We start from the raw sequence: 25,035 nt of genomic DNA, 5'->3' as shown, positions 1-25,035 counted from the left end.
AACCCGCAGAGATGCCGTTGGTCACTACCACTGTTTAAGTATACAGTGAGGTTTGTGCTGGCGCAAACGTGATTTGTCCGTAGTATTAGGCGTGAACGTTACGAATAAACCTTGTGAATTTCATCTAACTAGAAGGCTGCGAAATCAACGACACTCGTTTTGACAATTTTCTGTTTTGAGACAACAAATCTGACTATGCTTAGTTTTCTCGTTGAAAATAAATTTGTTAAGTCGTTGATTCACTTAAGCGCTAGAAGACACGGGAATTAAAAATCCACACAATTTTGGCCGCCTTGAGAATTGTGCCCCCCACTTAAAACGAGGCAATTCTGAAAGTGCTGACGGGGTTGTGATCCTGTTTGTATTCTTTACATCAATAAACATTTCAATTGATAATCGCACTAACAATTCATAAAAAAATTATTTGAAAACGCCAAGCGACAACCACACTTTTAGGGACAAGGGTTTGAAGAACTTATTGATACTGGAAGACCACCCGACCTCGGCCATGGTCGTTGAGGAAATTATTACTGCTGTCGTTCCGGGCTTAACCACTCGGGTGGTTGACTCTGTTGAACAGCTTCAGCAAATTGAGCCAGCGGATGTAGACTTGGTGGTCTCCGACTTGGTGTTACCCAACAGCAAACCTGCTGAGGTAATCGATATGGTGTCACAACGTTTTTCCAGTTCACTTCGCATTTTCTTTACCGCTCTGGGTGATGCGAAAATTGAAAGGCAGGTGGCCAATTCGGGTGCGCTGCTGCTCTCCAAAAGCCAGCATTACAAAGAACTGATGGTTCAGGTTCAATCTTTCCTGAAACGTGATTCAGTCAACCTGAATTCAATTTCACAACGGAACGAGTTTCAAAGCCTGATTCAAATGCCCGGTAGCCCTAAGCCTTTGACCATCAAGCAGGCACAGGTGATGGAGCAGGTGTCCCTTGGTAGAACAGGCAAGGAAATTGCAAAGATACTGGGCATGAGTCCCGACACGGTGAATGCCCACATCAAGGAAGCTTTTGGGCGGCTGGGTGTTCAAAACCGTGGCGAGGCAGTGAGCAATTATTCGGTTGCAAGAAAGCTGGCGGCCCGCCTGCATGGGGAGGCCGCGCTGGCGCACTTGCAGCCCAACGCCGATTAGACTGTTTAAATGAACCTGAAACGCTATTTGCTGGTGCGGATGATCACCCTTGGCCTGTTGTGCTGGGTGCTGATTTCCGCCTATGTGGTGCTGCGCACGGCCAATGAGGTGGACGAGGCCTTGGCCAGCGATGCCACGCGCTTGCACGAGATGGTGGAGTACTCCATGTACAAGCGGCAAATTAATCCCGAAATCGAGGGCTCGCCTGTGCTGGTGGGCAGCCAGTACGGTTTGTTGTTGGCACCTTATTGCATACGTTACGAGGGCTGGAACGGACAGGTGCGGCAAGAGGGTTGTGAGCAGCTGGTACGCCATCCTGTCGAAGCCCAGTTGATGCGCCTGTTGGGTGTACAAATTGAAGCGCAGCCGCGCCCCGTTGGCCTGTGGGGCCAACCATTCGGTGAGTTGATCATCACCGCTGACCCGCAGTTGGTGCTGGCCAAATTCTGGAATACGCTGCGCGACTTGCTGTTGCTTAGCACCCTGATCGTGGCCAGCCTTGCCGCCTTAACTTATGTGGTTATTGGTCGCGCCTTGCAGCCCGCCGCAACCTTGGTCGAAAAAATCGATTCGATTGCCATTTCCGAGGACAGCCCGCCGCCAGCGCAACTTCCCGATGTGCAGCCACGGGAATTTGGCCGTATTGCGCAAGGGGTAAACCGCTTGAACGAGCGTTTGTGGCGGCTTACCCAAACCCGCCGAAACCTGATGATGAAGTTGCTGAATGTGCAGGAAGATGAGCGACGGGAGTTGGCCCACTTGGTGCACGCAGATTTGGGCCAGTCCCTTAGCCTGATCGCGGTGAATTGCGCCCAGCTGCGCGCGCAAGTGAAAGGTGGCGATACTGAGGTGCAGGAAAAGCTGGAAGAAATCGAGCTGCAAATTGAGGGCGCGTTCGAGCGCATGCGGGCGGTGTTGGTCAACAAGTGCCCGCCTGTGTTAGAAGGGGCTGATCTTGGCATGGCCATTCAAGACCTGTGCACTCGCTGGGAAATTAATGCGGGCAGCGGTTGGACGGTGAACCTGAATCTAGAACCTGCTGCCTTGAACAGTTTGGACCAAGACCGCGCCCTGTGTGTTTACCGTACCGTGGAAGAGTGCCTGGCCAATGTGCGGCGGCACGCAGCACCGGGGGTGCCCGTGAATTTGGGTTTGGCATTGCAGGCTGGGGTGCTAGAACTGCGTGTTGAAAACTGCTTGCCCCAACCGCTTGAAACGCAGGTGCCATCGGGCGGCATGGGCTTGAACTTGCTGGCTGAACGGGTACGCGTACATGGTGGTGTATTCAAAGCCCAGCTTGAAGAAAACCGGTTTGTGGTGTCTGCCCGTTTTCAACAAAAAGGTACTTCATGAACAACGCTGACCTCAGTATTTTGCTGGTGGATGACCACGCCGTGGTGCGTGCCGGTTATCGGCATTTGTTGGAAACACAAGGTGGTTTCAAGCAGGTGCGTGAGGCTGAAAACGCGCAGGAGGCTTATGCCGCTTGCCAGAAAGACTTGCCTGCGCTGGTGATTTGCGACATCAGCATGCCCGAGCCGGTCGGCTTGAATCTGGTTCAGCGGGTGTTAGGGCGTTGGCCTGAGGTGAAATTCCTGATGTTCACCATGCACAATTCAATCGAACTGGCGCGTGCGTGTATGGACGCTGGCGCAAAAGGTTATGTCACCAAAAGCAGCAGGCCCGAAGTGCTGTTGCGCGCCATTGGCGAGGTCTTGGCAGGCCGCACTTTCATGAGTGCTGACTTGTCGCGTTTAATGGCACTCTCGCGCTTGCGCGACAACAGGGGTGGGCTTGATGAATTGAGCAGCCGCGAGTTCGAGGTGTTGTGTTTGCTGGTGGCTGGTCAGTCGGCTGAGCAAATTGGCGAGTTGCTTTTCCTGAGCGCAAAAACCATTCACAACATTCATTACCAGATCAAAAAGAAATTACAGGTTAGTAGTGACATTGAACTGACCAAGCTTGCGATTGCTTGGGGATTGACCACTCCGCTGGTTTGATTTCACATCCCTCTCACGCGTCAGGACCTCGTCAGTTTGAATCCGTAGCGTTCAAAAAAAAGTAATAAAAACAAAACACTAAATCAAGAACGCTTGGGAGACAAAGCATGGTACGGGATATCGCACGGCCAAGGTGGGGCCTATGTTGCATCGGATTGTTGTTGGGTGGGTGTTTGGGTGGAGGTGATTCAGTAGGTCCGAACGTTGGCAACAACAGCCCCGTGTCACCCAATGAGGGCGATGTAGTCATAACTCAGACTGAAATACCCAGGGCTCAGTGCCGAGAGGGCGATCGGCCTGAACTGGCTCTTCAGGGCCAAGTTCCGCTAAGCGACAGGTTGGCTGGGTTCCAGGGTAATAATTGCAATATTGACCTGGTTTCTCAGTACGAGGGCGAGGGCGCAAGCTGGATGCATACCTCGTATCGTGACTGCTCTTATTACGGCCAGGCCTTTGCTGCCACTGCTGTGTCTTCTCCAAGTGTTCCAAGAGCAACCCTGCAGCGGCCTGGCACAGTGGTCATGGATGTGAGCGATTCGTCCAATCCCGTTGATGCAGGTCGACTGACCAGTGTGTCCATGCTTGATCCCTGGGAGTCTTTGAAGGTTAATCAATCACGCGGTTTGTTGGCGGCGGTGAATGGCACCAGTTCGGGTGGGGGGCCGGAATTTGACGTTTACGATATATCCAGAAACTGTTCACAGCCCCGTTTGCTTTTTAGTGGCCCTTTGGCTGATGACACTGTTATCGGCCATGAAGGCGAATGGGCACCCGATGGCCTGACTTATTACGGCGGGGATTTGAATCAGGGGCAGTACTACGCAATCGATGTGGCAGATCCTTCCGCACCTAAATTCATCACAAAGTTTACTCCGCCCGTTGGTGTGCATGGTTTGTCTGTTAGTCCCGATGGCACACGCGGTTACGTTACTTTGTCTGGCACTGCTCGCAATGAGGGTAACAACACCAATGGCTTTGCAATCTACGATTTCACGCCCATTAGCCAGCGTAAAGTGGATCCAAGCCCTCAACTTTTGGCCGAAGTGTATTGGGCGGATGGCTCAGTGGCCCAGCACACAATTCCGGTGAAAATCGCAGGCAAAGATCACCTGATTACGGTGGATGAATTGGGGTCTGATGGAGTAAACGCCGCTGCCAGTCGTATTGTTACTTGCGGCTCAGATCGACTGCCGTTTGGTATCCCCCGCATATTTGATGTGAGTGATGTGAATAACATTCAACTTTTATCAAAGCTCACCCTTGAAATTAATCAGCCAGAAAACTGTGTTGAAGCTTCTGCGGACACTGCCGGGTTGGCTTTGTTCGGCTATGACAGCCACTATTGCCAGGTCGATGATCCGAACAATGCAAAGGTATTGGCCTGTGGTTATTTCAATTCAGGGCTGAGAGTATTTGATATTTCAAAGCCCAATGCAGTGAAGGAAATCGCCTATTTCAATCCGGCGATGAGACCTGGTCAAAAAGGTGGTTCTACATTCAATGTGACTGGCAATTGTTTTGGTGCAGACTGGACATCATCTCAACCGAGATTCGTTTTGGAGAAAAACGAGATCTGGTTTACTTCGCAGTGTGCAGGTTTTCAGGTGGTCAAAATAGATCCTGCTGTATTGCCCAAATGATCGTAAAAATCGGCAAATACGGACTGTTTTTTTTGGGCCTTGCCATCGGGTGGTTTTTGGGCACTTTTGACTATCGCGCACCGGTAGTAGCCGAGTCCGCATTGGTGGCGAATATCGATATTGACACCGGGTATGCGCAAAGCATGTTGGTTCACCATCAACAAGCTTTGATCATGGCCAGTTTGATACAAGGTGAGCAAAAGTCTGATGTACAGGAATTGGCAAAACGTATCGTTCATGCGCAATCATTGGAGATGGAAAACATAAAGGGTTGGTTGGCAGGGCAACATGCGGCGGCCTTGCCTTTGAATGGCGATTTAATGGGGTGGATGAAAAATAATCGGCAATTGTTGAATGTGAATGAAACACTGTACCTGGAGCGTTGTGAAAGCAGTCCCTTGGGTATGGCAGGGCTGGTGGATTCTTTATCCATCAAGAAATTGGGGGATGAGTCAATACCCAGGCACCAAAGAGAATTGAGTTTTTTGCAGTTGATGATTGAACACCACGAGGGCGCTGTGGGCATGTCTACCTTGCCGTCACGTGCTGCAAACACCCCTTTTATTCGAAACCTTGCGCAGCATGTACTACAGCGACAAACACAGGAAACTGCCCAAATGCGGAGTTTGCTGGAAACACGATGATTGACGTCGGGCAAAATTCCTGAGGAAGTAGGGATATGCTTATTTCAACGGCAAAGGTATTTGCTGATTTTTACAACACTTTGGAGAAATAGACATGAGCTGGACCACCCCACAATTTGTAGACATGCGTTTTGGTTTTGAAATCACCATGTACATTGCCAACCGTTAATTTTTTTCGGTTGTTGCAGCAATAAAAAAGGAAGGCCAAGCAGAGTTGGCTTTCCTTTTTTTTACGCGCGGCGCAGTTGCTCGGCTGAATTCAAGGTCAGTTTCAAGCCTTGCTCAAGCAGTGACCTCGCAATGTTTTCGTCACCGAAACCGTACGGTGCAGTTGGGGCTTGGTCGTACAGAAGGCCCAGGTAAAGGTAGGCTGCCCCGTCGTTTGGTGCCAATGCAATGGCGCGTTCAAGCGATACTTTTGCATGGGTTTGAAATTGAAGCGAACACAAACCCCCCAGTGATTTCGCGTACCCTGTCAGCACAATACCGTTCCAAAGAAGAACCTTTGCATCATTCGGGTATTGGTGTGCTAATTCTTGCGTGGTTTCAGCAAGGCGGCACAACATGGCGTCGCGGGTGCGGCCAAAGTCGCAGCGAAGCGCTTGTGCCCAGGCAGCCTGAACTTCCTCTATGTTATTGCTTGGTGCGGTTTCGGGGTGGGTTGGGCTGCCTGCAATGCCCCTGTCGATCACATTAAATACGCGTCTCATAAGTGACTCCTAAACGACGTTAATCACATCAAAGTGTTGCATGTTGGCAACCGTTTTATTGATTAACGCGGAAAATTCGTTTAGGAGTACAAACGATCAAAAATACCCATTCGGGCTTGTATCAACCAGGAATATCCAGTGTCCCCACAGACTTCGGCGACACCATGACACCCCATGGCATATTGCCTTCGGGAATGTCTTTGATCACATTGCCGGTGGCATAGTCCAAAACCAGAATGTTGTTGCTGCGGCCGCAGGCCACAATCAACTGTTTGTCATCGGGTGTAAAGCTAAAGTGCCAGCAACGCTCGCCCACCGGCATTTCGCGTTTCAATTCCAGCGTTTTTGCATCAAACACTTGTATGGCTTTGCCGCGCGCCAGTGCCACCACAATCTCGGAACCGTCGCGGGTGTATGTGACGCCGTAGGGCACTTCGCCGGTGGCGGCTTCATTGATCACATTGTAGTTTTTGTCCAAAATCAGCATTTTGTTGCCGTATTCAAGTGTGACTACAAACTGCTCACCATCGGGCGAGCGTTTCACACCGCGTGGTCGAATGCCGTAGCTTTCCGTATCAATCTGTTTGATCTTCTCACCAGTTTCAATGTCGTGCACTGACACATTTTCATCGGCTTCATTGGTGACAATAATGTGTTTGCCATCGGCAGAAAATTCAATGCCTTCAGTCTCGAACCCTGCTGTGATTTCTTTGATTTTTTCGCCTTTCACCAAATCGATGATGGCCACTTGTGCAGGCAGTTCATCGCCTTCCTCACGTTCTTTCTCAATCGCTTTGGCTTCAGCGGAGCCAGGTTTGGGCGGTGGGCCACCCTTCGCGGCAGGTTCGTAAGCCACAAAGGCCAGGTTGCCCAGTACGCGAACAAATTCCGGGTTAATGCCCACAGGCACACGACGCACCACCTGGTTCGTGGTGGTGTCTACAATGGCCAAATCTTTGGTTTCTTTCACGGCCACTACCAGCAGCTTTCCGTCATCAGTCAAGCCAACTCCGCGGCCACCTTCACCCACGTTAATTTCGCCGATCTTGCTGTAGTCGGCCAGTGAGTAAATGGTCACTGGGCCGTCTTGGTGAGTGATGTAGGCTACTGCTTGCGGTGCAGCCTGTTCAACTGCTGGGGCTGCTGCTTCAGGGGCAACTGCTTCCTCTTTCTTGGAGCAGGCTGTCAATGCCACTGCCATGCCCAACGCAATCGCGCTTGTTTTGAATTTCATCTTCTTGTCCTCTCCCTTCTAATCGTTCAAAGCTATGGAAGTTTCCCTGTTTTGTCCCGGGAAGATTTCCTGAAATATGAATTGTCATTGTGACAGGTCATGTGGGCAATTCCTTCCAAACGTTGATTTAACGCCATTTCTGCAAGCACTTTGAACCTTTGTGACAGTTTGGTTTCAATACACTGTGTAGTGTGACCAGTAACCATTTTGTAAAGAAGTGCAGCCATGAAGTATGTTCAAGAAAAAGAAGTGCGCACCCCCGAGTCGCGTTTGGTGCCCCGCGTGGCGCTGTCCGCCTCCATGGGTTTTGCTGCGTATTGGACTTACCTGTACTTCAGCCAAACTAAACACATTTTCAGCCCAGCCTTGAAACACCACAAAGAGCTGACTCACCACGCACACGAATTCACTGAACTGCGTTTGCAAGTGGCCCCTGGCATTGAACTGGAAGGTTGGGTACGCATGCCCGCCGGTCTGGGTGGTGCAGGCAGCAAGGCACCGTGCGCCATTTATTTTGGTGGTCGCAGTGAAGACGTACGTTGGTTGCTTAATGAAGCGCAAGGCTTCAAGAATTTACCCCTGGTGTTTTTCAATTACCGAGGATATGGCAATTCCAAAGGTAAACCAATGGAAAAAAATTTGGTGGCCGATGCACGTGCCATTTACAAATGGGTGGCCGAGCAACCTTGGTGCGACCGCAATCAAATTTCTGTGATTGGGCGCAGCCTGGGTACAGGGGTGGCCATGCAACTCGCTGCCAGCACGCCCGTGCACAAGCTGGTGTTGTTTACCCCTTACGACAGCTTGATCAGCATTGCCAAAAAGAAAGTGCCCTTGGCGCCGGTGTCGCTGTTGTTGCGCAGCAAGTTCAAATCGAATGAATGGGCCGCCAATGTGCGCAACCCCACCTTTGTGTTGCTGGCTGAAAACGATGAGGTGGTACCGCATGATTCCTCATTGCGCTTGATGCAGAATTTTGCAGTGAAGCCCCTGGTGGCTACGGTAAAAGGCACTGACCATGTCAGCTTGCCGCATGATGTGGATGCGCAGGGTTTGGTCAGTCACTTTTTAACGACGTAGCTTACCCACTCCCTGTATTCGCTGGGTGTTTTGCCAGTCAGTTTTTTGAATGCACGTGTGAAATTGGCGCGGTCCTGGTAACCCACACGTTGCGCAATTTCATCTACATTCAGCTTGCTGGTCTCAAGCAACAGGCAGGCGTCGCGTTGAATCACCTCGCCCAATAAATCTGTAAAGCTTCGCCCTTCGTTCTGTAGCTTGCGCTTTAATGTGCGCACCGACATGTGCAGGGTTTCTGCCATGTCTTCAAGTTGCGGGTAGCGGCCATCCCGGCAAATCAGCAGGTTTTTCACGCGCCCGCTTAAATTGTCGCCAAGGCCCAGAGCAATCAGCTCTTGCTCGCATTGCTGAATCACCATTTGCGCTGTGGTGGCGTTGGCGGTGGGCAAGGGCAGGTCGAGCCACTTGGCGGGTATTCGAATTTGATTGCCCGCAGCATTGAAACGGCACTTGGGCAGGCTGCTGGCGTAACTTGCGTAATAGGGTGGTTCTGGCCAGTCAAACCACAATTCAATTCCACTGGCCTCGCGCTTGCTGCCCATGGGGTTGAACAGGCTTTCAAACAGCCGCCACACTTCAACCACAAAATTTTCAATTGCGAATTTGCGCACGGGTTCAAGCGGCATGGCTTCGCGCACGTGGCACGTCAGGGTGCGTTCGTCTTCACTGGTGTCTATGGTGTAGAAGGGCACTTTGGTGGGCAAAAAGCGAATACCCAGTTCAATGGCCTCACGCAGGGTTGCACAACTCATCAAACCGAAACCGATCATGCCCGCTTTGGTCAGGCTGCTTTGCAAACCCATGTCGATGGCAATGTGTTCGCTTTGAAACAGTGCCAGCAAATTCATCACGATGATGCCATGCTGGGCCGCGGCGATGCGGCTGTTGGGCACTTGCAACTGGGCCAGTGTCAGCCCGCTGTGTTCCAGAATTTGCTCGGTCGCAAAGCCGCGTTGCACCGCATAGTTCACGAAAAACAGCGGGTAGGCTTGTGCCACCGTGGTTTGTTCCAGCAGCCGAAGCTGCGGCAGGTCTTTCAGTTCCATGCCCAGTACACCAGGGTTGCTCCCGCTACCAGCAGTTGCACGCTGTTGATGATCACGCTAAGCCGGTGTTTGCGATTGAATTCCGCACCGGCTGCTGTGTCCCCAGCCAGTTCCCGGTCGCGAAGTTCATTGATTTGGAGCATCAGAATCTGCCGTGTGTACACGCTGGCCAAGCCGACCAACGCCGATGGAAACAACACCCAAAAGCCGCCACCGGAAAGCCCAGCAAAAATGGCACTGAGAAAGCCGAACACGATCACATACAGGTAGTACCAGGGAAACACAGCGCGAATGAATGGCCCCGCTTGTTCCATTGGCAATTTGGTGAACACCAGCGGTGCAAACAAGGCCGAGAAGGCCAGAATGCCGCCGAACAAACCACCCAGGGCCAAGGTTGTCAGTGCTTGAAACCATTCCATACATCACCTGCTGCAAAGTTACTTCGAGCATTGATTGTGCATCAGTGGGGTGAGTTTGTGGCCCGAATTGACTCCAAAGTCGTCACTTTTCACACTCACGCCTGTTGCACCCAAACCCCTACACTGCATCTCATCGAAAACCAACACAACACAACACGAGACACACCACATGGCCAGCTCAAAAAAAGAAGCACAAAACATTCTGGAAGTTGCAATCGTCGGCGCAGGCGTATCAGGCTTGGGCATGGGCATTCAATTGCTCAAAGCAGGTGAAACCAATTTCAAGATTTTCGACAAAGGCCACGATGTAGGCGGCACCTGGCGCGACAACACTTACCCCGGTTGCGGTTGCGATGTTAAAAGCAGCCTCTACAGCTATTCCTTCGAGCCTTGGGCCGAATGGAGCAACAGCTACGCCAAGCAGGGCGAAATTTACAAGTACCTGCGCCACTGCGCCACCAAGTATGGTGTGTACCCGTACATTCAATTCAACACCAGCATCACTGGTTCAGTATTTGACGAGCAAGCTGGTTTGTGGAACATCACCACAGCCGATGGCAAAACCATTCAGGCCCGCAATGTGGTAACGGCAGTGGGCCCGTTCAGCGCACCCAAGGTTGCAGAATTCAAGGGTGCCGAAAAGTTCAAAGGCAAAACGGTGCACACCGCCGCTTGGGACCATTCCGTAGAACTGGAAGGCAAGCGTGTAGGCCTCATCGGCACTGGCGCCACAGCTGTGCAAGTTGGCCCCGCCATTGCCGACAAGGTCAGAAACCTGGTGGTGTTTCAGCGCACGGCCAACTGGATTATGCCGCGCCCAGACCGCAACATTGAAGAAGCTGAAAAAGCACTGAACCGCAAAACCCCGCTGAACATGAAAATGAACCGCTTGGGCGTGTATTGGTTCAATGAATTGACAGCACCATTCCTGATTTTGAAGTACGACATTTTCAAGGCCCAGCCCGAGAAAATGGCCAGCAGCTACCTGGCCCGTAAGGTAAAAGACCCTGAACTGCGCAAGAAGCTGACGCCCACCTTCAAGTTCGGTTGCAAGCGCGTGTTGGTCAGTTCGGACTGGTACCCCACCATGCAAAAAGAGCATGTGCATTTGGAAACCAATGCAATTGATTGCATCACCGAAAAAGGTATTCGCACCGCCGATGGCGTAGAGCACGAACTGGATGTGATCATTTACGCCACGGGCTATGAAGTGCGCCACACGGGTTCACCGATTGATGCGAAGGGTATAGGTGGCGCCAGCCTGAACGACAAGTGGAAAGACGGCTCGGAAGCCTACCAGGGCATTTCAACTGCGGGTTTCCCCAACTTGTACTTCCTCGTGGGCCCGTTTACTGGCCCTGGCCACACGTCTGTTATCGCTTATGCTGAAGCGCAAATTGGTTATGTGATTCAGGCCATCAAGTTGCGCCAAAAGCGCAAGCTAAAAGCCATCTCTGTGAAGCCCGAGGTGGAACAGAAGTTTGTAAATACCATGGACTTCCGCAGCGAACACACGGTGTGGAAAAGCGGTTGCGCAAGCTGGTACCTCAGCCCCAATGGCCGCAACAACACTTTGTACCCTGGTTTGAACGCTGAATATCGCATGCGAATTGCACGTTTCAACCCGGCAGAATATGTGCTGACGGCCAGCAATGGCAAAACGGTGAAGCCGAAGGTGACAGACCACATCAGCACCGGTTTGATGGCGATCAAAGCCGCATAAAAGCTTTACAAACCAGCGTGGCTATTCGAAAAGAATGGCCTCGAGGCGTGCCATCACATCGTTTAAAACATGTTGCGGCACGCTTTCTTTTTTTGCAGCTTTGCGGGCTCGCCAATCGAGTGATTTCAGTTGGTGGCAGTGCACTGCACCCTGCGTGTCGCTGCCGCACCCCATCAATGTAACCACGGTACCGAATGATCGTGCTGCGGCCGCGGCCCCTTGCGAAATAGGGCAAATCATCGCCAATCCGCGTTGATTGAATGGCTTGCTGCTGACCACCAAACCAAAGTGTGGTCCTTTCATTTCTTGCCCACTGGCTGGGTCGAATTGAAGGTGAACAATATCGCCGCGGTTAGGAACGTAGGGCATCAGTTCTTTTCCAAACCGGTTTCTTGCAGTTCGTCCCACTGTTCGACCAATGGAAATTCTTGCGGCATTTCCGCAAGCAACTCGTTCAACTTGTATTTTGGCTTGGGCATCGCTTCCACGATCATTTTTTTTCCGCTCAACACCAGTTCCACTTGCGATCCTTCAGAGAGCCCGTTTTGGGCAACAAACGATTTTGGAATCGTCATCACCAACGATCCACCTGCTTTTCGTAAAGTTTGGCGCATGCTAGTTCCCAACATGAAAGTTTAATTTTAGTAGAACATAAAATCCTACTTAAGTAAAACATTGGCTCTACTACCCAGAATGGATAAAGATATTGATATTGAAACCTAAGAGGCAGACACTGGTCGTTCCCCCAAAAAAGGAGAGCGACCATGTCGACCCAAGGCACCAAAGCATCTGATCTGTTTGTTCAGGCCCTGGAAGCAGAAGGCGTAAAGCACATATTCGCTGTGCCCGGCGAAGAAAACCTGGACATGGTTGAAAGCCTGCGCAACAGCAGCATCAAACTGGTGTTGACCCGCCACGAACAGGGGGCAGGTTTTATGGCCGCAACCTATGGTCGACTCACTGGCCGTGCCGGCGTGTGCATGGCCACCTTGGGCCCCGGGGCCACCAACTTCACCACGCCCGCCGCCTATGCCCACCTGGGTGCATTTCCGCTCATCATGATCACCGGGCAAAAGCCCATCAAGAAGTCCAAGCAAGGCCAATTTCAGATCATCGATGTGGTCAATCTGTTTGCGCCCATCTGCAAAATGAGCAAGCAAATCGTTCACGGCAACAACATTCCCGCCCTGGTTCGCGAGGCCTTTCGAATTGCCGAAGAAGAACGCCCTGGCGCCGTGTTGCTCGAGCTGCCCGAAGACATTGCCGCTGAACAAACCACTGCGCCCATCATTCCCCGCAGCGAGCGGCACTATGCCGTGGCCGATGATGTGGTGCTCAACGAAGCGGTGTCCATGATCCGCTCTGCCCGCATGCCGCTGGTGCTGCTGGGCGCCGGTGCAAACCGCAAACAGGCCAGGCTGGCTTTGCAAGAATTCATTGAAACCACCGGCATTCCATTTTTCAGCACGCAAATGGGCAAGGGCGTGGTGGATGAGGGCTCGCCTCATTTTCTGGGCACCGCAGCATTGTCAGACGGCGATTATTTGCACTGTGCCATTGAACGTGCCGACCTCATTGTCAATGTGGGCCACGATGTGGTTGAAAAACCGCCGTTTTTCATGGCCCATGGCGGCAAGAAAGTAATCCATGTGAACTACCGTTCTGCCAAAGTCGACCAGGTGTATTTTCCGCAATGTGAAGTGGTGGGCGATGTGGCCCGCTCCGTGCAAAAGTTGACCCAGAAAATTGGCGGCAAAGTGGTGTGCGACCTCGCCTACTTCAAGCGCATTCGCGAAGAAATTGAATTGCACATCAAAGAAGGTGCGGACGACGACCGCTTCCCCATCATCCCCCAACGCCTGGTGGCCGAAACCCGCCGCGCCATGGGTGCCAAAGACATCATTGCGCTGGACAACGGCATTTACAAATTGTGGTACGCCCGCAATTACAAAGCCTATGAACCCAACACCGTGTTGTTGGACAACGCGCTGGCCACCATGGGAGCCGGTTTGCCCTCGGCCATGATGGCCGCCATGTTGTACTCCGATCGCCGGGTCATGGCCATTTGTGGCGACGGAGGCTTCATGATGAACTCGCAGGAAATTGAAACTGCGGTGCGCCTGAAGCTCAACTTGGTCGTTACCATTTTGAACGACAGCTCGTACGGCATGATCCGCTGGAAACAAGAGCACGCGGGCTTTGCTGATTGGGGGCTTGAGTTTGGCAACCCCGACTTTGTGAAGTACGCCGAGGCCTATGGTGCAACCGGCCACCGGGTGGGCAGTGCCGCTGAACTGGTGCCCACCTTTGACCGGGCCTTCAAAGCCGGGGGCGTGCACATCGTAGACGTGCCCGTGGACTATTCTGAAAACAAACGTGTGCTGATTGACGAATTGGCCGCAAAGGTGTGTTTGATATGAGTACCTCCATGAACAACGCCGCTTTGGAAGTAGTCAACCCCTTTGATCTAAAGCCGATTGGTGAAGTGAAGCTGGTCGATTGGCCCACCATCGATGCCTGGTTGAACACCGCCAGCCAATTGCACAAAACCCGCGCCAACTGGCTGCCCATGCACCAGCGAATCGCCATTCTCAAAAAAACGGCACAGCTGATGCAAGGCCGGTTTGATGAACTCGCCTTTCAAATTGCCAACGAGGGCGGCAAGCCCTTGATGGATGCCAAAGTGGAAGTAACACGCGCAATCGATGGGGTTGAGCTGTGCATCAAAGAATTGGGCCACCTCACCGGCACGGAAATTCCAATGGACCTGACCGCAGCAGGTTCAGGCCGCATGGCATTCACCACCCGCGAGCCCATTGGCCCAGTGGTTGCCGTGTCTGCCTTCAATCACCCCTTGAATTTGATTGTTCACCAGGTGGGCCCCGCTATTGCCACGGGCTGCCCAGTGTTGGTAAAGCCGGCCAGTGCCACCCCCCTGAGTTGCCAGGCCTTTGTGAACATGCTGTACGAGGCAGGCTTGCCCGAGGAATGGTGCCGCTTTGCGCCTTGCAAAAGCGACGTGGCCGAGCAAATGGTGACCGATGCCCGCGTGGCATTTTTCAGCTTTATTGGTTCGGGTGCCGTCGGCTGGCGGCTAAAAAGTAAATTGGCGCCCGGTACGCGCTGTGCGCTTGAGCATGGCGGTGTGGCCCCGGTTATTGTGGACGACTGCGCCGACCTTGAGGCCATGATCCCGGCCTTGGTCAAGGGTGGTTTTTATCATTCCGGGCAGGTTTGCGTTAGCGTGCAGAGGGTTTACGTGCCCGAAGACATGGCCACCGCCCTGGCGCAAGCCATTGCTGACAAGGCCTCGAAGCTAAAAGTAGGCAACGCCATACTGGCGGATACGGAATGCGGTCCACTCGTCAACCCGAATGAAGTCAAGCGCGTTGAGCAGTGGGTAAATGAAGCCGTAGCAGGTGGTGCACAGGTGTTGTGTGGCGCCCAAAGGTTGGGTGACACCACTTATGCACCCACTGTGTTGTTGAACCCGCCCCGCGATTCCAAGGTCAGTACCCTGGAAGTATTTGGTCCTGTGGTGTGTGTATACGGCACCGAATCGCTGACTGATGCAATTGCGCAGGCCAATAGCCTGCCGGTTGCATTCCAGGCTGCGGTGTTTACCCAAAAGTTGAAAGTGGCCCTGCGCTGTGTGCGTGAAATTGATGCCACCGCGGTCATGGTCAACGACCACACTGCGTTTCGTGTTGATTGGATGCCATTTGCCGGTCGTCGGCAGTCGGGGTACGGGGTTGGCGGAATTGGCCACACCATGCACGACATGACACAGGAAAAAATGGCGGTCATCAAGTTGTAATTACCGAGTAGATTCAAAACACTATGGCACTGAAAAAAGTAAATCTGAGTGATGTCACCGTGCTGATCCGCACGCGCAGGCGAGAATTGGGCCTTACCCAAAAACAATTGGGCGAGAGGCTTGGTATAGATCAGCGCACGGTGTCTTCTTTGGAGAAGAACCCGGGGTCGATCAGCGTGAACCGCCTGTTCGCTGTGCTTGACGCATTGCAAGTCAGCATGTATTCATCCACCGACCCTCGCGATGAAAGCAGCCTGGCTCGTCTCACAGTTGACCAGCTTTTTAGAAACGCAAAAATCGTTTAACTAGGGGCAAGCTCAAAGCCGGGTGCTCACCCCATCACCCGGTAAACATCACCCAAACTGATTCAATTCGCCGAAATCCAGGCTGGCAAGTAACTTCGCACGGTTATTCGCCAGCACCGCTTCTATGGATTTCGTTCAACTTCCCGTTTTTGGTCAATCGGTAAAGTCTGGTTTGGGGCTGCGTTTTCGCGGCAACTATTGGGCGTTTTTCGACAAACGCACCGAACTGTCGCCCTGGTTGGCGCTGCACAGAGAGTCGATCAACGACACCGAACTCGATGAACTGATGCTGCATGGGTTTCCGCGCACGCGCACCGGCGACACCGTCGATTGCAAAGTGCTTACCCACTTTGGCCTGGTGCAGGGCGATATGTATGCCGATGGTTTTTTCGTGGGCCGCAGCGAAAGGCAACGCACAGCCGCATTCACTGGCGATTTGCTGGTGATAAAAATACCGCTGACAGCCAACCCGCAAAAAGACCTGCTCAACCCCAACAGCATTTACTGGGCCAGTGAAACCAAACTGCTTGCACACCAAGCTGGCAGCACGGAATACGAACGCGGAAAAGCACTGGTTGAAATGGCCACTATTTTGCTGGCCCGCTGGCGCGAACACGATGCACAAAACCTTGAGTTCAAGGTGAAACACCGCATTCATGAACTGTGGGAAGAAGGCAAAGCCGTTGGGCAGGGCGCTGGCGCTGCAGCCATGGGCTTTATCGAAGGTTTGTGGAGCCTGATCAAGATCAGTGTTGAGTTCACTGTGAATGCAGTAAAGGCCACCTGCGCTGGGTTCGAGACGCTGATCAATTCCAACTTTGCGCAAATTCAGCAAATGCTGGTGGGTGCGGGCATGGCGGCCTACAACACCGCGCAAGAAATGATCGCGGCCTTGAAGGAAGGCATGCGCCTGTTCAACCTCATTGGCTCCGATCGCCTGTTGCGCACAGGCCTGTTTGAATTTCTGGACGGATATTCTGAAAGCGTACCCCACCTGCGGCGCTTGCGTAATGCAGCCACGGTGGTGGTGGCCATAGGCATTGAAGTGCTGCTGGCACTGGCCACATTCGGCGGAAGCCTTGCCGTGGGCGCAGCGCGAGTGGGTGCCAGGGTTGTAAACGGTGCCAGCAAAGTGGGCCCATTTACCCAGGCTGCAATTAGACACCTGGCCAATTACGCCAAGGCGCTTGAAAAGGCACAGGCCTCCAAACTGCGTTCAGTCGATGGTGCGTCCTCTGGCAACCGATCTTCAAAAAACAGCAGCACCACCACCGCAGCGGCAAAGCCTGCTGAGCCCGGCAAACCGGCAGCGAGCAACACACAAGGTGCAAACACACCCAAAGTGGCCGAGACCAAAACAGCCGGTGAACCCATCAGCATGATCAACGGTGAAGAACTGCTGCAATTGCTCGATTGCTCAATGACCGGCCTGGTGGGCCTGAACTGGCAACGTACTTACCGCAGCAGCCTTGCAGAACAAGGATTCAATGCAGGGCTTGGGGCCGGTTGGGCGCACCCCTTAAGCCAGCACCTGCTAGCCCAGGCGGGTACTCAGGAAAGCAGCCTGAACTACATCGACGAGGAAGGCCGCACGGTTTACTTCAAGCACTTGAAGGTAGGCCAAAGCTGCACCAACACCAGTGAATTTTTAACCCTGACGCGCACCGCAGAAACAGCCTACCGCCTGCAAGCCAGCAACGGCCTGGGTTTGGCCTGGCACTTTGAACCACTTGAAATGGCGCCGGGCAGCGAACCCACGCAAAATAAAATACAGCGCTTCTCGCTGGTTCGCATTGAAGACGCCTTTGGCAATGCACTTGCTATCGACTACACGCACGGCGTGCCCACCCACCTGTACAGCAGCCAAAGCAGTTGGGTACTGGGTTACAACGAACAAGGCTTGCTTGCACAAATTGCCCAACTGGCCCAAGGTTATTCAGCAGACGAAACCGACACCGCCCTTGAACAAAACCAATTGGGTTTGAATCAACTGGTACTGGTGCAATACCGCTACAACGCACAGGGCCAGCTTGTGGCTGTAAGCGATGCTGCAGGCTTTGAAGAACAGTACGCCTACAACGAACGCAATGTACTGGTTCAGCGCACGCTAAAAAGCGGTTACAACATTTACTTTGAATGGGAGCAGGCGGGCGAACACTCCCGCTGCGTGCGCCAGTGGGGCGACCCCGTGGGCGGTCAACCCACCTACCACTACCGGTTTGAATGGGATATTCACGGCACGGCCACCAACGTTGCCATGGATAGCCGCGGTGCGCGCACTGAATACCAGTTCAATGCCCAAGGCTTACCCGTGCTTGAAAAGGGCCCTGAAGGCGGCGTTACCCGCACCCGTTACAACAGCAGTGGGCAGGTGTTGGAGCGCGTGGATGCCCTGGGCCACCGCGAGCAGTTTCAGTACAACAGCCAAGGCCATTTGGTGGTTTACACCAACAAGCTTGGGCAGCTGCACAGGTTTGAAGTCAACGCACAGGGGCAAGTGCTAAAGCACACCGATGCCGCAGGCCATGTGCGCACCAACACTTACAAGCCTGAAGGCTTGCTGGCCAGCCACACCGATGCCACAGGTGCCACCACACGTTACCGCTACAACCACTTGGGTTTGCTGTGTGAAGTAACAAACCCCTTGGGCCAAAGCACGCGCATGTTGTACAACGCGCAAGGCCAGCTGCAAGCGCAAACCAACGCACTGGGGCAAAGCAATACTTACCAATTCGACGTCTGGGGGCGGCTGGCAAGCATAAGCAACCCGCTGGGGCGAAGTGCCTATTACGCCTACGACTTACTAGGTCGATGCACCCGCGCCACCAACCACGAGGGCTTCTGCACCGAATACAGCTACAGCCCACTGGGCCAGCTGGAACGTATTACCGACCCCACCGGCCGCAGCACGGTTTATGAATATGCCGACAAATTAAGCCAGCCCACCGCACGCATTGATGCACAAGGTTTTACCCTGCGATACCGCTACGACTGCGAACGCAACCTTGTTGAACTGCAGAACGAAAATGGCCAAAGCTGCCAATTTGAATACGACCTGGCCGAACGTTTAACCAAAGAAAGCGGCTTCGATGGCCGCGTTCAAACCTACCAGTACAACGCGGCTGGCCACTTGCTTGAAAAGCAGGAATGGGGCGTTTCGAATGATCAACCACTGGCCTACACACGCTACACGCGCGACGCCTTGGGCAGATTGCTGAAAGCCCGGCACAGCGATGGTGAAGAAGCCACCTTTGCCTACAATCCGCAAGGCCAATTGGTTCAAGCCAGCAATGCCCACCGCACCCTGCAATGGGAGGTAGATGCCGAAGGCCGCGTACTGGCGGAGCTTCAAGACCAACACCGCATAGAACATCAATACAACCCGGTCGGCTGGCTCAAGCAAACCAGCTGGGGCGCAATGGGTGGTGGGCTACCTTCGGGTGCTTTGGCCTACCAGTACAACGCATTGGGTTTGCTCAGCGAAATCAACTTCAACGGTGAACTGCTGGCGCAGTTCGAGCGCGACACCTTGGGCCGTGAAGTGGTGCGCAAGCTGGGCAACCAGGTTCACACCCAAAGCCTGTACGACCCACAGGGCAGGCTGGTGGGGCAGGTCAATCGCAGAGCAAACGGTTTTAAAACCGAACGAAGGGATGAACTTTCCCCCACCGTTTCCCGCCGGCGCTATTGCTACAACCAGCGCAACCAACTGGTGCGCATTGACGACCAAGGCCACGGCACCAGCCTGTACCACTACGATCTGCTCGACCGCTTGCGCGTGGTGGAAGGCCCCACACCGGAAGCATTTTTATTCGACCCCGCAAGCAATTTGCTTGAGGCGCTGGAGGGGCAAGAGGCCACCGATGCACAAGCAAGCCGTGCCCTGCCAGAGCCTGCTAGCCCCAATGCCCGCAGGCCACAACAAACCCCGGGTAACAGGTTAAAGCGCCAAGGCAACAGGCGCTTTAATTACGACGATCGCGGCAACCGCGTAGAAGAAATTGTTGAGCGCGGCCCACGCCAAGGGCAGGTAACGCGCTACCGCTACAACGCCCAAAACCAGCTTGTTGAAGTGAACGTGGCGGGGGTTATTACCCGCTACGCCTACGACGCACTGGGCAGGCGAATTTCAAAAAGCACTGAGCAGGGCACCACCACCTTTTACTGGAATGGTGATGTGCTGTTGGGTGAAATCAAGGAGGGCGTGAGCAGCACCAGCCGCACTTACCTGTTCGAGCCCTTCAGCTTCAAACCGCTGGCCTTGGTGCAACACGGGCAGGTGTACCACTACCACACCGACCACATCGGCACCCCGCGAGAAATCACCAACGACCGCGCCGAAGTGGTGTGGTCCAGCACCTTCAAAACCTACGGTGCGCTGGCCCTGGCCCACGTGAACGAAGTGGAAAACCCGTTGCGTTTCCAGGGGCAATATTTCGATTCAGAAACAGGGCTACACTACAACAGGCACCGGTACTACGACCCCAACTGCGGGCAGTTCACCACGCAAGACCCCATTGGTTTGCTGGGTGGAATGAACGCCTACCAGTACGCACCGAACCCGATGACGTGGGTGGATCCGTGGGGGTTGAGTTGTAAGGATGGTGGGGGAGTTAGTGGTAAATACGGTCCACATGAAGAGGGGCCGCTTGGAGATCCAAATGATCCTAGGTCGAAGGCCTCAACTTTTAGAAGTGGCACTTACACCGAAAAGGTATCTGACGGGAATGTGACTGTATATCGAGATCATGGCGGTAAAGCGTCGGCTGATGGTCGTTTTTGGACTCCAGAGCCCTCTGCAGGCCCACTTCAATCTCAGCTAGATAGTGCAGTCTTACCAGAATGGGGCAATACTTTTGAGAATCAATCCAAAATGACTTTGCCGGAAGGTACTGTTTACTATGAGGGTCCAGCCGCGCCACAAACCGGTACCGTGGGTATGCGCCCTCAACTGATGGGCGGGGGAATTCAAATTTATGTTCCAAAAGTTGACGCGAGGTTAATTAAGCCAAATGTTCCATAAAGATTTTTTGCTTCTAAAGCAGTGGTTGGCAGACGTTGTGTGTGTGGTGTTTTATTTGGAAAATCCGGTGCTTGGACGGCCTGGCGATAATCAATATGAATATTTGAATGCCATATTGAAAGACGGTATGGGAATATTTAACTTCTCCGATGGTTTAAGAATCGAAATATCGAAGCCTAGCAAGCTTGATATTTCAGGGGCTTACATTGAACTTCATTCAATTGAAATTCTTGGTGTAAGTTGGCGTGGAAACTTTGTCGAATTGCATGACACGTCACTTCGCATAGAGAGGTAATACGACCTGTACCGTCATAGTATTAACTACAGCTACGGTCATTAAAGTAAACGCCGTAAGGCCAAGGTCTCCACGCCGAAGAAGTTATCGAGCGCGGCCCGCATCTATTTGTCGAACCTTTCAGCTTCAAACCGTCTAGAACGGATTGGATATCCGATTGTGTTGTTCGCAATCAGCACTCGTCAACTCCCCCTTCGCTCCACCCGTTATTACCTCAACCGCAAATACCTCGAGGTAGTACCCATGAAGCCGTTCATCGCCTTAACCGCAACCGTGACCGCATTTGCATTCACCGCACCTGCCTTGGCTTGGGGTGGCGGCGACTATGGCTATTGGCAACGCAGCAAGCAAGAGTATTGGGATGGCCCGTGCTTGGTCAAAATTGAATCCAAGCCCTATGAATACAAAAAAGAAGTGAAGTGTGAAGATGGTTTTTCGCCTGTAGCCGATGCACCCTGGAAAGAGGAATATCGTGATGGCGAATGCAAGGTGAAGCGAGAGGCCAAATACGACGAGTTCAAAGAAGAAATCAAATGCCGTTGAGTTTCCGCAATACACCGCGAAGCGAATGCATTGCAGTGACAACCAGAAACAAATTATCGCTTATTCCACCGAAAAGCTCGACCCACAACCGCAGGTGCTCTTTGCCTGCGGATTGTTGAACACAAAACGCGAAGCCAAGGTGTGGGCCTCGTAGTCGATGGTAGTGCCTTCCAGGTAGGGTGCGCTAATGGGGTCTACATAAATGTGAATGTAGGGGTTGATTTGCACCAGAATGTCGTCCTCGTCCGTTTCCTTGGCGAGGTCGATTTTGTATTCAAAGCCTGAGCAGCCGCCACCCTGCACATACAGGCGAATCATGGCCGGTTTGTGCATATTGTCACGCAGGTCCAGAATTCGCTCTTGGGCTGCGTCGGTCAGGGCTATGTTGCAAGTGGGTGTTGCTGCTTCAGTGGTCATGTCAAATCAGGTTGGTTTCTGCTTTCTCGGTCTCACAGCTGGAAATTCTCCAAGTGCCGTCCGGGCGCTTCTGCAATACGTAGTATACGTTCCAAAGCGTTTTATGGCGGTCAATCATCTGCACCGCGTGTAGTGCATTCATTCCATCGGTCTCAAACTTCACAAAGCGAACCGAGGCGGGGCGGTACACCACATCATAGCCGTCGCGCACCATTTGCATAAAGGTGTCGGCATCGCCAAACATGGTTTGAATATTGGGGGTGGCGTAGGAAAAGGCTTTTGGGCCATCGCCTTGTTTAAAGGCTTCGAGTTGGGCTTCAATCACGGCCCTGGTTTGCTGTTTGTCTTCGGTTTCGCCGGCGTGGGTCAGGCTGGTGGTGAATGCTGCGGCCAGGCCTGCGGCAAAGAAAAGCAACCAAAGCTTCCAAATTTTTTGCCTGAAACTGCTTTCTTTGTCCAAGGCTTGTTTACGCCTGGGCACTTCGTTGGTTTGATTCGGCATTTGCTAACTACCTCCAATGGAATCAATCGCTTGGCATTTAAGTTTGCCACGAAGTATTCAGGTAAACAAGTTGTGATTCGGGATTACCCTGAAACCCCCATCCAGCTTTGTTCAGTGCCTGTTGAGGCTGAAACATTTCTTTAAAAAAATACTCACACTCCTGTAATACGGTGACCAGACAATCCGGAAGTCTTAAACGGAGGTCGAGATGTCATCACTAACCAAAAAAGAACTGGATATTATTTCCAGCCCCACATTCCAGCAAATCATTAACCAGCACCTGGAAAACCCTTCACGTCGAAACATTCTGAAAGGCTCTGTGGGCGTTGCTGCCTTGGGCTTTCTGGGCTTGGCAGGCTGTGGTGGTGGTGATGGTGCAGTGGCCAGCGTATCTGGCAGTACCCAACTGAATGCTGTGGGTTTCAGTTCCACGCCATTGAGTCTGACTGACTCGGTGCAAGTTGCGGAGGGTTATCGGTTCCAGGTTCTTTACAAACTGGGTGATCCCATCGCTGCGGGTGTTTCTGATTACATGAATGATGGCACTGACGCCGCAAACAATCCATCCGAATTCCAGTTCCGTTCCGGTGATCACCACGACGGCATGTACTTCTTCGGCTTGGGTTCCAACAACGCCTGGGACCCTGAAGAAAGCACACGTGGACTGCTCGTGATCAATCATGAAGCGATCACCCCTGAATACCTGCATGTCAACGGCCCAACCAGTGTGGGTGGCGTTCGCGATGCGAACCAGGCACTGAAGGAAATGTACATTCACGGTGTGTCTGTAGTGGAAGTACGCCGTGGCAGCAATGGCCAGTACAGCGTGGTTCAGAACAGCCTGTTCAACCGCCGCATTCACACATTGACCGACATGGAAATCAGCGGCCCGCTGCGCGGCAACCCATTCATGGTCACCAAGTACTCGCCAAATGGCACACGTACACGCGGCACCATCAACAACTGTGCAAGTGGTTACACCCCATGGGGCACCTACCTGGCCTGTGAAGAAAACTGGGCAGGTTACTTTGGCAACAGCAACCCAGGTACCCGAACATCGAACGAGCAGGCTTCCATGCGCCGTTATGGCGTACGCGCCACTGTGGGCAATGGCCGCGAGGGCTGGAACACCGCCAGCGAAGTTGGCCAGGTGGGCGAGCCATTCAGCCGCTGGAACGTGGGCATTGTCGGTGCAACTGCGGCCGATGATTATCGCAACGCTGCGAACACCTACGGCTGGAACGTGGAAATTGACCCGTTCCGCCCCAACAGCACACCCAAGAAGCGCACTGCCATGGGCCGATTTGCACACGAAGGTGCATGGGTAGGCCCGGTAGAAGCTGGCAAGCCAGTAGTGTTCTACATGGGCTGCGATTCTCGCTACGAATACATTTATAAGTTTGTATCGACTCAGAACTGGGACCCCGCGGACATGATGGGCGGCCTGCAAGCTGGCGACAAATACCTCGATTCCGGCAAGTTGTACGTTGCCAAGTTTGATGCTGACTTCACTGGCGACTGGATTGACCTGGCCAGTGTGGCTGACGGCACAACAATCACTGCTGTGCGCGGTTCAGGCTCTCTGAGTACCGCTGCGATTACCTACACAGTGACCGATTCCAACGAAAAGTTCTGGAACACACGATTGTTGGCTGACATTGCAGGTGGTACGCCAATGGATCGCCCAGAGTGGGGTGGCGTGAATCCACGCAACGGCGAGGTTTACATGACCCTGACCAACAACACCAGCCGTCGTGTTGCAGACCCAGCCAACCCACGTGTTTATTTCGACAATGACACCAACAACGATGGCATTGGCGATGCTGGTTCTCAGGGCAACGTGAACGGCCACGTCATTCGCTGGCGCGAAGACGGCAGCGATCCCGCCGCAGTTGGGTTCTCATGGGACATTTACCTGTTCGGTGCCGAAGACGATGACATCAACAACCCGAACGTGAACCTCTCCGGCCTTACGACCGAGAACGTGCTGTCCAGCCCGGATGGCTTGTGGTTCTCTGAAAAAACAGGTGTGTTGTACATTCAAACTGACGATGGCGCATTCACAGACACCACCAACTGCATGCTGGTAGCCGCTGTACCGGGTGAGGTAGGTGACGGCGAAACAGTTACAGTTGACAACTCTGCAGCTGGTGCAGCCAGCGTTTCCACTCGTGTGGGCGCTGTAGGCACCTTGCGCCGCTTGTTGGTGGGCCCTATCGAATCGGAAATTACCGGTTTGACCGAAAGCCCAGATGGCAAAGCCCTGTTTATCAACATTCAGCACCCAGGTGAAGACGGCTCTAACGCTGCGCCTTCAAGCTCTTGGCCTTACCCGCTGACTGGTGGCGCCTTCGGCAACCCAGCTGCTGGTGTTATGCCAAACCCGGGCAACCGTCCACGTTCAGCAACCATTGTCTTAACACGTATTGATGGCGGCTTGATCGGTCAATAATCAGCCAGTTAGCAGGCGGCAGCCTGAATGTAGTACCCATTCAC

The 25,035-nt window shown here is 53.1% G+C and carries 23 protein-coding genes; 15 read left to right on the top strand and 8 right to left on the bottom strand.

Annotated elements, in window-relative coordinates; genetic code table 11:
- The first annotated feature begins 466 nt into the window (after positions 1 to 466).
- From PY990_RS03955 to pqqA, 6 genes are all read left to right on the top strand, one after another.
- Positions 467 to 1,141 carry a response regulator transcription factor gene (locus PY990_RS03955; protein ID WP_275270497.1) on the top strand — a complete coding sequence of 225 codons (675 nt, stop codon included), beginning with the start codon at positions 467 to 469 and terminating at the stop codon, positions 1,139 to 1,141.
- A gap of 9 nt (positions 1,142 to 1,150) precedes the next feature.
- Positions 1,151 to 2,494 (top strand): sensor histidine kinase, encoded by a 1,344-nt coding sequence (locus tag PY990_RS03950; protein WP_275270496.1) that lies wholly within the window; start codon positions 1,151 to 1,153, stop codon positions 2,492 to 2,494.
- Positions 2,491 to 3,141 (top strand): response regulator, encoded by a 651-nt coding sequence (locus PY990_RS03945; RefSeq protein WP_275270495.1) that lies wholly within the window; start codon positions 2,491 to 2,493, stop codon positions 3,139 to 3,141. The genes PY990_RS03950 and PY990_RS03945 overlap by 4 nt, the downstream gene beginning before the upstream one ends.
- A 107-nt stretch (positions 3,142 to 3,248) precedes the next feature.
- The gene (locus PY990_RS03940) at positions 3,249 to 4,781 is read left to right on the top strand and encodes an LVIVD repeat-containing protein (protein ID WP_275270494.1); all 1,533 of its coding nucleotides are present in this window, start codon (positions 3,249 to 3,251) and stop codon (positions 4,779 to 4,781) included.
- Positions 4,778 to 5,425, top strand: coding sequence for a DUF305 domain-containing protein (locus tag PY990_RS03935; protein WP_275270493.1), 648 nt, complete (start codon positions 4,778 to 4,780; stop codon positions 5,423 to 5,425). The genes PY990_RS03940 and PY990_RS03935 overlap by 4 nt, the downstream gene beginning before the upstream one ends.
- 94 nt (positions 5,426 to 5,519) lie before the next feature.
- Positions 5,520 to 5,594, top strand: coding sequence for a pyrroloquinoline quinone precursor peptide PqqA (pqqA, locus tag PY990_RS03930; protein ID WP_008247588.1), 75 nt, complete (start codon positions 5,520 to 5,522; stop codon positions 5,592 to 5,594).
- Positions 5,595 to 5,655: 61 nt separating this feature from the next.
- On the opposite strand, the gene PY990_RS03925 is transcribed toward pqqA, so the two are convergent.
- Both PY990_RS03925 and PY990_RS03920 read right to left on the bottom strand, forming a co-directional pair.
- Positions 5,656 to 6,135 (bottom strand): tetratricopeptide repeat protein, encoded by a 480-nt coding sequence (locus tag PY990_RS03925; RefSeq protein ID WP_275270492.1) that lies wholly within the window; start codon positions 6,133 to 6,135, stop codon positions 5,656 to 5,658.
- Positions 6,136 to 6,256: 121 nt separating this feature from the next.
- On the bottom strand, positions 6,257 to 7,369 hold the full coding sequence (locus PY990_RS03920; protein ID WP_275270491.1) for a cytochrome D1 domain-containing protein: 1,113 nt from the start codon (positions 7,367 to 7,369) through the stop codon (positions 6,257 to 6,259).
- A 225-nt stretch (positions 7,370 to 7,594) separates the two neighbouring features.
- Here PY990_RS03920 and PY990_RS03915 point away from each other — a divergent pair, with 225 nt between their 5' ends.
- Positions 7,595 to 8,449 (top strand): alpha/beta hydrolase, encoded by an 855-nt coding sequence (locus tag PY990_RS03915; RefSeq protein WP_275270490.1) that lies wholly within the window; start codon positions 7,595 to 7,597, stop codon positions 8,447 to 8,449.
- On the opposite strand, the gene PY990_RS03910 is transcribed toward PY990_RS03915, so the two are convergent.
- On the bottom strand, positions 8,431 to 9,495 hold the full coding sequence (locus PY990_RS03910; RefSeq protein ID WP_275270489.1) for an AraC family transcriptional regulator: 1,065 nt from the start codon (positions 9,493 to 9,495) through the stop codon (positions 8,431 to 8,433). The genes PY990_RS03915 and PY990_RS03910 overlap by 19 nt on opposite strands.
- Complete coding sequence (locus PY990_RS03905; RefSeq protein WP_275270488.1) at positions 9,486 to 9,914, bottom strand: DUF4149 domain-containing protein; 429 nt, start codon at positions 9,912 to 9,914, stop codon at positions 9,486 to 9,488. The genes PY990_RS03910 and PY990_RS03905 overlap by 10 nt, the downstream gene beginning before the upstream one ends.
- Before the next feature lie 169 nt (positions 9,915 to 10,083).
- Here PY990_RS03905 and PY990_RS03900 point away from each other — a divergent pair, with 169 nt between their 5' ends.
- A complete protein-coding gene (locus tag PY990_RS03900) occupies positions 10,084 to 11,637 on the top strand; it encodes a flavin-containing monooxygenase (RefSeq protein WP_275270487.1) in 1,554 nt (517 codons plus the stop codon).
- 21 nt (positions 11,638 to 11,658) lie between these two features.
- Here the strand turns inward: PY990_RS03900 and PY990_RS03895 are convergent, their stop codons facing one another.
- Both PY990_RS03895 and PY990_RS03890 read right to left on the bottom strand, forming a co-directional pair.
- Complete coding sequence (locus tag PY990_RS03895) at positions 11,659 to 12,006, bottom strand: type II toxin-antitoxin system PemK/MazF family toxin (RefSeq protein WP_105027505.1); 348 nt, start codon at positions 12,004 to 12,006, stop codon at positions 11,659 to 11,661.
- Positions 12,006 to 12,251 (bottom strand): AbrB/MazE/SpoVT family DNA-binding domain-containing protein, encoded by a 246-nt coding sequence (locus tag PY990_RS03890; protein WP_105027504.1) that lies wholly within the window; start codon positions 12,249 to 12,251, stop codon positions 12,006 to 12,008. Before PY990_RS03890 ends, PY990_RS03895 begins: the two co-directional genes overlap by 1 nt.
- Before the next feature lie 150 nt (positions 12,252 to 12,401).
- Between PY990_RS03890 and PY990_RS03885 the strand changes: the two genes are divergently transcribed.
- From PY990_RS03885 to PY990_RS03860, 6 genes are all read left to right on the top strand, one after another.
- Positions 12,402 to 14,057 carry an acetolactate synthase large subunit gene (locus PY990_RS03885; RefSeq protein ID WP_275270486.1) on the top strand — a complete coding sequence of 552 codons (1,656 nt, stop codon included), beginning with the start codon at positions 12,402 to 12,404 and terminating at the stop codon, positions 14,055 to 14,057.
- A complete protein-coding gene (locus PY990_RS03880; protein ID WP_105027502.1) occupies positions 14,054 to 15,454 on the top strand; it encodes an aldehyde dehydrogenase family protein in 1,401 nt (466 codons plus the stop codon). The genes PY990_RS03885 and PY990_RS03880 overlap by 4 nt, the downstream gene beginning before the upstream one ends.
- Before the next feature lie 23 nt (positions 15,455 to 15,477).
- Positions 15,478 to 15,759 carry a helix-turn-helix domain-containing protein gene (locus PY990_RS03875; protein ID WP_105027501.1) on the top strand — a complete coding sequence of 94 codons (282 nt, stop codon included), beginning with the start codon at positions 15,478 to 15,480 and terminating at the stop codon, positions 15,757 to 15,759.
- Positions 15,760 to 15,883: 124 nt separating this feature from the next.
- Positions 15,884 to 20,782, top strand: coding sequence for an RHS repeat-associated core domain-containing protein (locus PY990_RS03870; RefSeq protein ID WP_275270485.1), 4,899 nt, complete (start codon positions 15,884 to 15,886; stop codon positions 20,780 to 20,782).
- Positions 20,772 to 21,077, top strand: coding sequence for a hypothetical protein (locus tag PY990_RS03865; protein WP_275270484.1), 306 nt, complete (start codon positions 20,772 to 20,774; stop codon positions 21,075 to 21,077). The genes PY990_RS03870 and PY990_RS03865 overlap by 11 nt, the downstream gene beginning before the upstream one ends.
- Positions 21,078 to 21,320: 243 nt before the next feature.
- Positions 21,321 to 21,620, top strand: a complete 300-nt coding sequence (locus PY990_RS03860; RefSeq protein WP_275270483.1) for a hypothetical protein — start codon at positions 21,321 to 21,323, stop codon at positions 21,618 to 21,620.
- 60 nt (positions 21,621 to 21,680) lie between these two features.
- Here PY990_RS03860 and PY990_RS03855 read toward each other — a convergent pair whose 3' ends face one another.
- Both PY990_RS03855 and PY990_RS03850 read right to left on the bottom strand, forming a co-directional pair.
- Complete coding sequence (locus PY990_RS03855) at positions 21,681 to 22,037, bottom strand: HesB/IscA family protein (RefSeq protein ID WP_275270482.1); 357 nt, start codon at positions 22,035 to 22,037, stop codon at positions 21,681 to 21,683.
- A gap of 1 nt (position 22,038) precedes the next feature.
- On the bottom strand, positions 22,039 to 22,539 hold the full coding sequence (locus PY990_RS03850) for a DUF4864 domain-containing protein (RefSeq protein WP_275270481.1): 501 nt from the start codon (positions 22,537 to 22,539) through the stop codon (positions 22,039 to 22,041).
- A 208-nt stretch (positions 22,540 to 22,747) separates the two neighbouring features.
- On the opposite strand from PY990_RS03850, the gene PY990_RS03845 reads away from it, so the two are divergent.
- On the top strand, positions 22,748 to 24,991 hold the full coding sequence (locus PY990_RS03845) for a PhoX family protein (protein WP_275270480.1): 2,244 nt from the start codon (positions 22,748 to 22,750) through the stop codon (positions 24,989 to 24,991).
- Positions 24,992 to 25,035: the final 44 nt, after the last annotated feature.

Source organism: Limnobacter olei (genome assembly GCF_029087225.1).
Taxonomy (GTDB): domain Bacteria; phylum Pseudomonadota; class Gammaproteobacteria; order Burkholderiales; family Burkholderiaceae_B; genus Limnobacter; species Limnobacter olei.
The sequence above is the reverse complement of the archived record's forward strand: the minus strand, read 5'-3'. Positions and strand labels throughout refer to the sequence as shown.

Coding starts and splice junctions, on each gene's coding strand:
- PY990_RS03950 (WP_275270496.1), top strand. CDS start 1,151: ATGAACCTGAAACGCTATTTGCTGGTGCGGATGATCACCCTTGGCCTG.
- PY990_RS03945 (WP_275270495.1), top strand. CDS start 2,491: ATGAACAACGCTGACCTCAGTATTTTGCTGGTGGATGACCACGCCGTG.
- PY990_RS03940 (WP_275270494.1), top strand. CDS start 3,249: ATGGTACGGGATATCGCACGGCCAAGGTGGGGCCTATGTTGCATCGGA.
- PY990_RS03935 (WP_275270493.1), top strand. CDS start 4,778: ATGATCGTAAAAATCGGCAAATACGGACTGTTTTTTTTGGGCCTTGCC.
- PY990_RS03925 (WP_275270492.1), bottom strand. CDS start 6,135: ATGAGACGCGTATTTAATGTGATCGACAGGGGCATTGCAGGCAGCCCA.
- PY990_RS03920 (WP_275270491.1), bottom strand. CDS start 7,369: ATGAAATTCAAAACAAGCGCGATTGCGTTGGGCATGGCAGTGGCATTG.
- PY990_RS03915 (WP_275270490.1), top strand. CDS start 7,595: ATGAAGTATGTTCAAGAAAAAGAAGTGCGCACCCCCGAGTCGCGTTTG.
- PY990_RS03910 (WP_275270489.1), bottom strand. CDS start 9,495: ATGGAACTGAAAGACCTGCCGCAGCTTCGGCTGCTGGAACAAACCACG.
- PY990_RS03905 (WP_275270488.1), bottom strand. CDS start 9,914: ATGGAATGGTTTCAAGCACTGACAACCTTGGCCCTGGGTGGTTTGTTC.
- PY990_RS03900 (WP_275270487.1), top strand. CDS start 10,084: ATGGCCAGCTCAAAAAAAGAAGCACAAAACATTCTGGAAGTTGCAATC.
- PY990_RS03895 (WP_105027505.1), bottom strand. CDS start 12,006: ATGCCCTACGTTCCTAACCGCGGCGATATTGTTCACCTTCAATTCGAC.
- PY990_RS03890 (WP_105027504.1), bottom strand. CDS start 12,251: ATGCGCCAAACTTTACGAAAAGCAGGTGGATCGTTGGTGATGACGATT.
- PY990_RS03885 (WP_275270486.1), top strand. CDS start 12,402: ATGTCGACCCAAGGCACCAAAGCATCTGATCTGTTTGTTCAGGCCCTG.
- PY990_RS03880 (WP_105027502.1), top strand. CDS start 14,054: ATGAGTACCTCCATGAACAACGCCGCTTTGGAAGTAGTCAACCCCTTT.
- PY990_RS03875 (WP_105027501.1), top strand. CDS start 15,478: ATGGCACTGAAAAAAGTAAATCTGAGTGATGTCACCGTGCTGATCCGC.
- PY990_RS03870 (WP_275270485.1), top strand. CDS start 15,884: ATGGATTTCGTTCAACTTCCCGTTTTTGGTCAATCGGTAAAGTCTGGT.
- PY990_RS03865 (WP_275270484.1), top strand. CDS start 20,772: ATGTTCCATAAAGATTTTTTGCTTCTAAAGCAGTGGTTGGCAGACGTT.
- PY990_RS03860 (WP_275270483.1), top strand. CDS start 21,321: ATGAAGCCGTTCATCGCCTTAACCGCAACCGTGACCGCATTTGCATTC.
- PY990_RS03855 (WP_275270482.1), bottom strand. CDS start 22,037: ATGACCACTGAAGCAGCAACACCCACTTGCAACATAGCCCTGACCGAC.
- PY990_RS03850 (WP_275270481.1), bottom strand. CDS start 22,539: ATGCCGAATCAAACCAACGAAGTGCCCAGGCGTAAACAAGCCTTGGAC.
- PY990_RS03845 (WP_275270480.1), top strand. CDS start 22,748: ATGTCATCACTAACCAAAAAAGAACTGGATATTATTTCCAGCCCCACA.